8 protein-coding genes are annotated in these 8,115 nt (G+C 72.1%); 3 read left to right on the top strand and 5 right to left on the bottom strand.

Features of this window, described 5'->3' with window-relative positions; all coding sequences use genetic code 11:
• A partial coding sequence (locus tag CCN39_RS29085) for an MGH1-like glycoside hydrolase domain-containing protein (protein WP_434781128.1) occupies positions 1-1,114 on the bottom strand: 1,114 nt, incomplete at its 3' end.
• 215 nt (positions 1,115-1,329) lie between these two features.
• Between CCN39_RS29085 and CCN39_RS29080 the strand changes: the two genes are divergently transcribed.
• Positions 1,330-1,701, top strand: a complete 372-nt coding sequence (locus CCN39_RS29080) for a hypothetical protein (protein WP_143264196.1) — start codon at positions 1,330-1,332, stop codon at positions 1,699-1,701.
• A gap of 311 nt (positions 1,702-2,012) precedes the next feature.
• Here the strand turns inward: CCN39_RS29080 and CCN39_RS29075 are convergent, their stop codons facing one another.
• Both CCN39_RS29075 and CCN39_RS29070 read right to left on the bottom strand, forming a co-directional pair.
• Positions 2,013-3,995 (bottom strand): APC family permease, encoded by a 1,983-nt coding sequence (locus CCN39_RS29075; RefSeq protein ID WP_086847299.1) that lies wholly within the window; start codon positions 3,993-3,995, stop codon positions 2,013-2,015.
• A gap of 374 nt (positions 3,996-4,369) precedes the next feature.
• Entirely contained in the window at positions 4,370-4,762 is a 393-nt protein-coding gene (locus tag CCN39_RS29070; protein ID WP_086847297.1) for a hypothetical protein, read from the bottom strand.
• A 265-nt stretch (positions 4,763-5,027) separates the two neighbouring features.
• On the opposite strand from CCN39_RS29070, the gene CCN39_RS29065 reads away from it, so the two are divergent.
• The gene (locus CCN39_RS29065; RefSeq protein WP_086847295.1) at positions 5,028-5,759 is read left to right on the top strand and encodes an anti-anti-sigma factor; all 732 of its coding nucleotides are present in this window, start codon (positions 5,028-5,030) and stop codon (positions 5,757-5,759) included.
• 54 nt (positions 5,760-5,813) lie between these two features.
• Entirely contained in the window at positions 5,814-6,191 is a 378-nt protein-coding gene (locus tag CCN39_RS29060) for a hypothetical protein (RefSeq protein WP_208630429.1), read from the top strand.
• Positions 6,192-6,209: 18 nt separating this feature from the next.
• On the opposite strand, the gene CCN39_RS29055 is transcribed toward CCN39_RS29060, so the two are convergent.
• Together CCN39_RS29055 and CCN39_RS51245 are read right to left on the bottom strand one after the other, a co-directional pair.
• Positions 6,210-7,862, bottom strand: a complete 1,653-nt coding sequence (locus CCN39_RS29055; protein ID WP_086847292.1) for a glutamate--tRNA ligase — start codon at positions 7,860-7,862, stop codon at positions 6,210-6,212.
• A gap of 66 nt (positions 7,863-7,928) precedes the next feature.
• The coding region (locus CCN39_RS51245; protein WP_208630427.1) for a hypothetical protein at positions 7,929-8,115 on the bottom strand (187 nt) is incomplete at its 5' end.

Here is an 8,115-nt window from a genome sequence, read left to right as displayed (position 1 = left end):
CAGCGACGCGCAGCCCGGCCGGCACAACGCGATCGTCTGGCCGCTCGTCCTGGGGCTGTGGGCCAAAGCACTGGCCGGGCTGCGCGTCGCTGTAGCGCGCCCAGTGCGGGAAGGTGTCGGGCATGCCCCAGGGCAGCTCCCGGGCGTGGCCGAGGATCGACCGCGCCTGCGCCGGGTTCGCGATGCCGAAGATCAGGGCGAACGCCAGCCCGGTGCCTTCCTGGAAGGCACCGCGGGAACCGTCGGCGAGCAGCTGGTAGTCGTACAGGCCGGTGGCGGGGTTCCAGAAGGACCGGTTGATCGCCGTCCGCAGCGCGGCGGCCTTGCTCCGGTGGGCGGCGATCTCGGCCGCCGGACGGCCCAGCTTCCCGGCCATGTTCGCGGCGTTGACGTAGGCGGCGTAGTAGAGCTCGTTCGTGCTCAGGTACATCCCGCTCGCCACCCCGGGCCACGGCATGCTCCCGGTGCTGACCGACTCGGTCGCGTCGGCGGGCGGCGCGGGGTAGCCGGCGATGCCGTCGTTGAAGAAGGACGCCCCGGTGAACAGGCCGTAGGCCGGGTTGAAGCCGGCCGTGGTGGCGTGTTCGCGGATCGTCAGCGTGGTCGTCGCCGTGCGGTAGGCGTCCTGGAGGAACGCCCGGTCGCCGGTGACGAGGTAGTGGTGCCAGGCGGCGGTGACCCAGACCACCTGGTCCCACTGCTGGTCGTCCTGCTGCACGCGCAGGGCACCGCCGGTGTCCTTGTCGACCACCGCCCACAGGGTGTTCTTCGCCAGCGCCGGGTCGAGGAGGCTGGTGGCGTTCCAGCTGTTGATCGACGCGTCGCGCGTCCACGGCTGGTCGTAGCCACCGCCGGCGCGGACGAGGCCGGTCGCCGGGTCGAGCAGGCCGCTCCGGTCGTAGCGGGCGTCGTACCCGATCGTGTTGGTGCGCAACAGGTTCTGCAGCGCGGCGGCGTAGGCGGTGCCGAACAGGGCCTGGCTGTCCGGGGTGGCGAACTCGAGCGAAGGCGGTGCCGGGCTCGCCGTGGCCGGGGTGGCGCCGGCGAGCGTGCCGCACGCCGTCACCAGGGCCAGAAGCGCGTATCCGATCCGCCGCGGGAAGCCGTTCCTCATGCGCGTACCCCTTCCAGCCGGGCGACATTGCACCACGAAAGGGACGGTCTCTCTCCGGATACGCCCGGATCCTGTCCGTTTCTGTCCACCACGGCGCCGGTCGGTCCGGTCACCGGGAGTGATCATGATCGGCCGTGTGCACCAGCCAGGTGGCAGGGCCGGGCGCCGCCGTTGCATACTGCTCGAATGGCGCCCAGAAACCCGGAGACCGCACGGTGAGTCCCCGCGAAGGGCCGTCTCGCCCGAAATTCGGCCGCATCGACCCGTTCTGCCTGATGGCGGTGCTGCCGGTGCTGCTCGTCGCCGGCATCCTCGGCGCGCTCGTCCACATCGCGCTGGGCATCGGCTGCGCGGTGTTCGCGGGCCTGATCCTGCTGTTCGACTCCTGGGTCAACCGGCCCCGGCCGGCCCCGCAGGCCGAGCGCCCGGCCCGCCCCGCGGCGCCGCCACCGGCCCGCGGACCGCGCGCACCCGCACCCGGCCGGGCACCGGCCCGCGCGCCGCGCCCCCAGGACGGTCGCGGTCCGGCACGCGCGCCGGCTCGTGCCCCGGTCCGCCGAGGGGGACCGCCGCCCGCCGGACGGTGACGGCCGCGTCCCTCATGGGCGCCGGTCCACGCTTGCGGTCACCCTTCCGGGCTGGCCGCCGAAGCCGGGCTCCGGCAGGCCGAACCAGTGGCCCTCCGGGGCGTACTCCGCGAGGGGCCGGTCACCGCCGGGCGTGACTGCCTTCGACGGCGTCGCGGCCGGAAAGCGCTTCCTCGCGGACTTTCACGAAGGCGGCGTCGGCCGCGAAGACCGAGGCCAGCGCACGCGGCTACCTGAGGCCGGTCGAGGGCACGCCGTTCCACCGGCGGTGGTGGGGCCGCGTTCGCGCTCTGCCGCGTCCCGACCTCCGGCTAGCCGCCGACGTGGATGCCCGGGCGGCGGGCCGGGTCCTTCTCCACGCTGCGGATGATCTCCCGGACCACCGGGGCCGTGTCGCCGCGGCCGAGGAGCAGGTAGCGGAACAGGTGGCCGAGCGGGTTGCCTTCGGACCACTCGAAGTAGCAGCGGGGACGGACGCCCGTCACATCGCGCAGGGTGAGCAGGATCGCCGCGATCGCGTTGGGCGCCGCCGGGCTCTCCGCGCGGAGGATCCGGTAGCCGTCGATCTCCACGCCGCGCACCTGGAGCACGTTGCTGAACTCCGACGGGTCCACGACGTCGATCTCCAGGAACAGGATGTCGGCGGCGCCGGGCACCGGGTTCATCCCGCGCTGTTCGGCTTCCTTCTCGGAGTACTCGGCGTGGTCGCCGCCCTGGCGCTTGTTGGCGACGATGTTCAGGGCGCCGTCGTGGGTCAGGGAGTCGGCGATGAACCGGCGGGCCTCGTCGTCGAACTCGATGCGGTCGGCGCGCAGTTCCGTCGTCCGCGACACGCGGGACACCAGCGAAACGACGATGATCCCGAGGATGAACAGGGCCGAGATGGCGATCCCGTCCGGTTTTTCGATGACGTTTTCGACGAGGGCGTACAGCAGGACGAGCGTGAGGACGACGAAGCCCGCCGCGGCGCCGCGTTGCCGCCGCCGGATCGCCGAGATGCTCACCGCGACCGCGCCGGAGACCATCATCGCCAGGATGCCGGTGGCGTAGGCGCCGGCCTGGGCGTTGACGTCGGCGCCGAACGCGACGGTGATGAGGATGCTGATCACCGTGTAGACGATGACCACCGGCCGGACGGCGCGGCCCCACTCCGGTGCCATGCCGTAGGACGGCAGGTACCGCGGGACGATGTTGATCAGCCCGGCCATCGCCGAGGCACCGGCGAACCACAGGATCAGCACGCTGCTGATGTCGTAGACGGTCCCGAAGAGCTCGCCGAGTTCGCGGTGGGCGAGGTAGGCCATGGCCCGGCCGTTGGCCTCGCCGCCGTCCTTGAAGGCGTCGGCCGGGATCAGCACCGTGGTCACGAAGCTGGTCGCGATCAGGAACACCGACATGATGAGCGCCGCGGCGGTCAGCAGCTTCCGCGTGTTGCGGATCCGGGATTCCAGCTTCTCCTCGGCGTTCTTCCCGTCGGCCGCGACCAGCGGCATCATGCTGACGCCGGTCTCGAACCCGGAGAGCCCCAGCACCAGCATCGGGAACGCGATGACGGCCGGGCCGATGACGCCGGCGAACCCGCCACCCCCGGCGGTGAGCGCGTCGGCCCAGTGGGAGAGGGCGGCGGAATCGCCGAGCAGGTCGATCACGCCGGCGACCGTCACCACGGCGTTGAGCAGCAGGAAGACGGCGACGAGCGGGATGGCGACCCCGACGGCCTCGCTGAAGCCGAGCAGGAACACCCCGCCGAGGATCAGCAGCAGCACGACGGTGATCAGCACCGCGTGGCCGTGCAGGAAGCCGGGCAGGTACGGGTTCTCCAGCATGTGCACGGTGGCGTCCGCCGACGACAGCGTGATCGTGATGATCCACGACGTCGCGACGAACCCGAGCAGGGTGAGGACGAAGAGCTTGCCGCGCCAGAACGGCAGCAGGTTCTCCAGCATCGCGACCGAGCCCTGGCCGTGCGGGCTTTCGCGGGCCACCCGGCGGTACATCGGCAGCATCCCGAGCAGCGTCAGCGCGACGATCAGCAGGGTCGCCAGCGGCGAGAGCGCCCCGGCGGCGAGCGCGGCGATGCCGGGCAGGTAGGAGAGGGTGGAGAAGTAGTCGACGCCGGTCAGGCACATGACCTTCCACCAGGCCTGCGGCGTGCCGTGGTCCTCGCCGCCCGCGCGGCCGACCGGCGCGACGCGGTGCTCCAGCAGCCACCGCGCCACGGGCGAGGCGGGCGGCTGCGGCGGCGCCGGGCTCTCGACGCTCGCCGGTATGGTCAAATCGGGTGAAGCGCCCATTTCGCCCTCTCGTCCCCTCATCCCCGCAAGACAGTGGTCAACAGCATGCCCGACCCCGGAACAGGGCGCGCAGGAGGCTCCGCACGGGTCGGTCCTCTTCGGACGGTAGGGGGTGAGGTGAGGTCGCCACGCCGGGGCGGCCGCTCGGGACTCTCGCGTGACCGGAGCGAGCACTCGCGTGTGCTTGGAGGTGCCTCTCGCGTGACCGGAGGGGGCCACTCGCGTGATCGGAAGGCCTCACGTGTGACCGGAGAGGGCCACTCGGGTGATCGGAAGGCCTCACGTGTGCCTGAAGGGACCTCTCGCGTGCCTGGCGGGCACGGGGCCGGCCCCGACCCGGCCCGCGGCTTCGACGCCGCGGGCCGGGTACCGGGTCAGAACTCGTCGGTGCCGGTGAGCTCGTGTTCGAAGGCGTCCGCGCGGGCGACGACCGCCTTGAGCGGGCGCTCGAACTCCTCCTGGATGCTGAGGTCCTCCAGGGGCACGGTGTGCTTGAGCAGTGCGACGCCGTCGACCACCCCCGCGCCGCCGACGGCCGAGCCGCCCGCCAGCTCCAGGAACCGGCGCAGGTCGAGCTTGTCGGCCCAGCCGACCGGGGAGGAGATCTCGATCCACGAGCCGCCGTCGAGTTCGTCGAGGTGATGCACCGTCACCTGCTGCGTCCGGTCCCGCGGGCCCTCCAGCCGGAACCGCAGCCAGCCCTCCGATTCCTCGAGGACCTCGTACCGCGTCCGGACAAAGTTGATCACGTCGATCCAGGTGGTCACCCGTTGCGCCTCCCGCCTTCGGCCTGCCTGCGTGTCGAGCATCTCACGTCCGCGAGGAGAACGGTCCGGTGGTCGGCCCGCCGACGGTCCGGGCACGTCCCCGGAGTCGCCGGCGGAGATCCGGCGTTTAGCCCACGCGGCGGGGGCTACCCGGTGTAGTGAACGGCTACCACTACCGTGCACAGCAGAGTGAGGAGGTGCGCGTGGTGTCACCATGCCCGCATGACCGCGTGGACTTGTTCACCGAGAACGGCCGGGCAGCGCCATGACCCACACCCCCGTCCAGCTCGCTGTCGGTCGCCACGAACAGGTGACCGTCGTGCGGGTCAGCGGCGAGCTGAACGACGGCTCGTACCCGGCCCTGCGCGACGGCCTGCTCAAGATCGCGACCGACGCGCCGGACGGGCTGGTGGCCGACATCAGCGAGCTGGCGATCGGGGATTCGTCGCTGGTGAGTGTCTTCTCGCTGGTCGCCATGCGGATCGGCGACTGGCCGGGCATCCCGTTCACGGTCGTCGCCGGGGCCGGTCACCGGAAGCTGCTGAGCCGGCACGTGGTCGGCCGCTACGTCCCGGTCCGCGCCGATCTGGCGGCGGCGACGGCGGCGCTGGACCACTCGGTGCGCCGCCGGTGCGAACGCACTTTCTCCCGCGCCGTCGGCACTTCGGCGGCCATCCGCGAGTTCGTGACGGGCCGGCTGATCGAGTGGGAGCTGCCCGAGCTCGCCGAGGACGCCCGCCTGATCGTCACCGAGCTGGCCGAGAACGTCCTGCGGCACACCACTTCCGCCCCGAAGCTGCGCCTCGACCTGCGGCGCGGGGTGTGCACGGTGGCCGTGGCCGACCAGGACTCGCGGCCGGCCATGCTGCTCGAGCGGCTGTCCCCGTTCGAACCGGGCATGGGGCTGAAGCTGGTCGCGCAGGTCGCCCGGTCGTGGGGTTGCAGCCGCTCGTGGGCCGGGGGCAAGGTCGTCTGGGCGGTACTGGGCACCCCGTGACCGCACCCCCGAAGAACCGTCCGGCCGCTGAAGTCCACAGTGGAGGAATGAACGATGGGCTTGACCAACGTGTGGTTCGCGACCCTCAGTGACGGCCTGCTGCGCGCCGACCAGGTCGTCGGCCTGACGGCCCACGCGACACCCGCGCTGACCGGAAAGCCGCCGCGCTGGCTGCTCGACGCGACGATCCGCACGGCGGCGGGCAGCGGCAGCGCGGACGGGTGGGACGTGGGGATCCTGCACCGCACGCTGATCCAGACGCCGGGGGAGCCGGTGGGGGCGCCGGAAGCGCTGGCCCGCCTGCTGGCCCGGCTGGACCGGGAGGACGCGGCGGGTTTGATCGTCGCGGTGGCGGACAGCGGGGCCAGGGTTCCGAGCGTGGTGCGGTTCGCGTTCCGGCCCTTCGAGGACGACGAGGGCTCCGGCGCCTGAAGCCGGAGCCCGCGCCCGCTACTTGGTGAGCGCCGCGATCCGCCCCAGGACCTCTTCCCGGCCCAGTGCCTGCGTGATCGCGTGCAGGTCGGGACTGCGCGTCGACCCGGTCAGCGCGATGCGGATGATCTGGGACGCCTCGCGGATGGAACCCGGGAACCCCTCGGGGTTCTTCTTGAACTCCTTGGCGTTGCGGGCGAAGCCGTGCTTCGCCGCGACCGCGCGGATCTGGTCGAACCACTCCTGGCCGTCGTCGAGCTGGCGGTAGTCCGCCGTGAAGTCGCGGGCCACGGCCCGGACGACCGCCGGGTCGACGCCGAGGGCGGCGATGCGTTCGTCGTCGGGCCCGGTGACGGCCGCGTGGAGCTGCGGGAAGAAGAAGCCGTAGACGGCCCGGAACTCGCTCCACTTCTTCAGGTCCTTGCGCGGGTTCTCGGCTCCTTCGCGCTCGACGGCCAGCGCGCGCAGCGCGAGGTCCGGCTCCTCGTCCAGCACCCGGCGCAGCTCGGGGTCGAACCGCTCGGCCCAGGCGCGCACCGCCTCGAGGATCTCGGCGCCGGACAGCGTCGCGATGTGATCGGCCGCGATGTCGTCGAGCTTGACCAGGTCCACCAGCGGGCCGGCGACGCCGCACTCGTCGAGGTTGATCGGCTCGGTGAGCGCCTGGTCGAGGGGCATCTCGGCGAGCCGGCCGTTCGCGAGGCCGCGCAGGTAGTACAGGACGGCGTCGGCGGGGTAGCCGGCCTCGATGAAGAAGTCGACCGACGCTTCCGGGTCCTTGCGCTTGGAGAGCTTGCGCTTGCTGCCGCCCTCCTGCTTCATCAGCGGCGCGATGTGCGCGTAGGTGATCGGCTCGAAGCCGAGCGCGTCGAACAGCTGCTGGTGCACCGGGACCGACGAGATCCACTCGTCGCCGCGGATCACCAGGTTCACCCGCATGAGGTGGTCGTCGACGGCGTGCGCGAAGTGGTAGGTCGGCAGCCGGGGGCTCTGGTCGGAGCTCTTGAGGATGACGACGTCGTTGCGGTTGGCCTCGGCCTCCAGCGGGCCGCGGATGGCGTCGGTGAAGCGGGCGCGGGCACCCGTGTCGTCGGGGGCGCGGAACCGCACGACGTACGGGGCGCCGGCGTCGAGCTTGGCCTGGACGTCGGCCGGGTCGGCGTCGCGCCAGATCGCCCAGCTGCCGTAGTAACCGGTCGGCAGCTTGGTGGCCTGCTGCCGCTGGGTGATCGCGGCCAGCTCCTCCTTGGTGGCGAAGTCGAGGTACGCCTTGCCCTGGCGGAGGAGGTCGCGGACGTAGGTGAGGTAGATGCGCTCGCGGGCCGACTGCCGGTAGGGGCCGTAGTCGCCGCCGCGGTCGATGTCCTCGTCGGCGGCGAGGCGGAAGTAGCGGAAGCCGCGTTCGAACTGCTCGAGGGCGCCTTCGACCTCGCGGGACTGGTCGGTGTCCTCGATCCGGACGAGGTACCGGCCGCCGGAGCGGCGGGCGACGTCCTGGTCGATGGTGCCGACGTAGATCCCGCCGATGTGCACGAACCCGGTCGGCGACGGGCCCAGGCGCGTGACCAGGGCGCCTTCGGGGAGGTCGCGGGCGGGGTACTGCTGCTCCCAGTGCTCGGGCTCGGGCAGGTCGGCAGGGAAGAGTGCGTCGATGACCGCTCGGTCCAGCATGGGTTGTTCTCCCGCGTCGTGGTGCGCTTGCCTCGGCGAAAATGGTCGTTTTCGCCGACGACGAGCCTAGCCGTGCGGCCCGCCGCCCCGGCCGGGCAGGTGGTGCTCGGCGGGCCGCGGTGCTAGCTTGCCGGGAATGCGTGGTCGATTTCCTTTCGCCAGAACGCTTTCCGCCGTGGCCGCCCTGCTCGTGCTCCCGCTGACCGGTCCGCCGGCCGCGTCCGCGTCGCCGGGCCGCGAGTGCGCGACCCCG

The sequence above is a fragment of the Amycolatopsis kentuckyensis genome, from assembly GCF_002155975.1.
Taxonomy (GTDB): Bacteria; Actinomycetota; Actinomycetes; order Mycobacteriales; family Pseudonocardiaceae; genus Amycolatopsis; species Amycolatopsis kentuckyensis.
The sequence above is the reverse complement of the archived record's forward strand: the minus strand, read 5'-3'. Positions and strand labels throughout refer to the sequence as shown.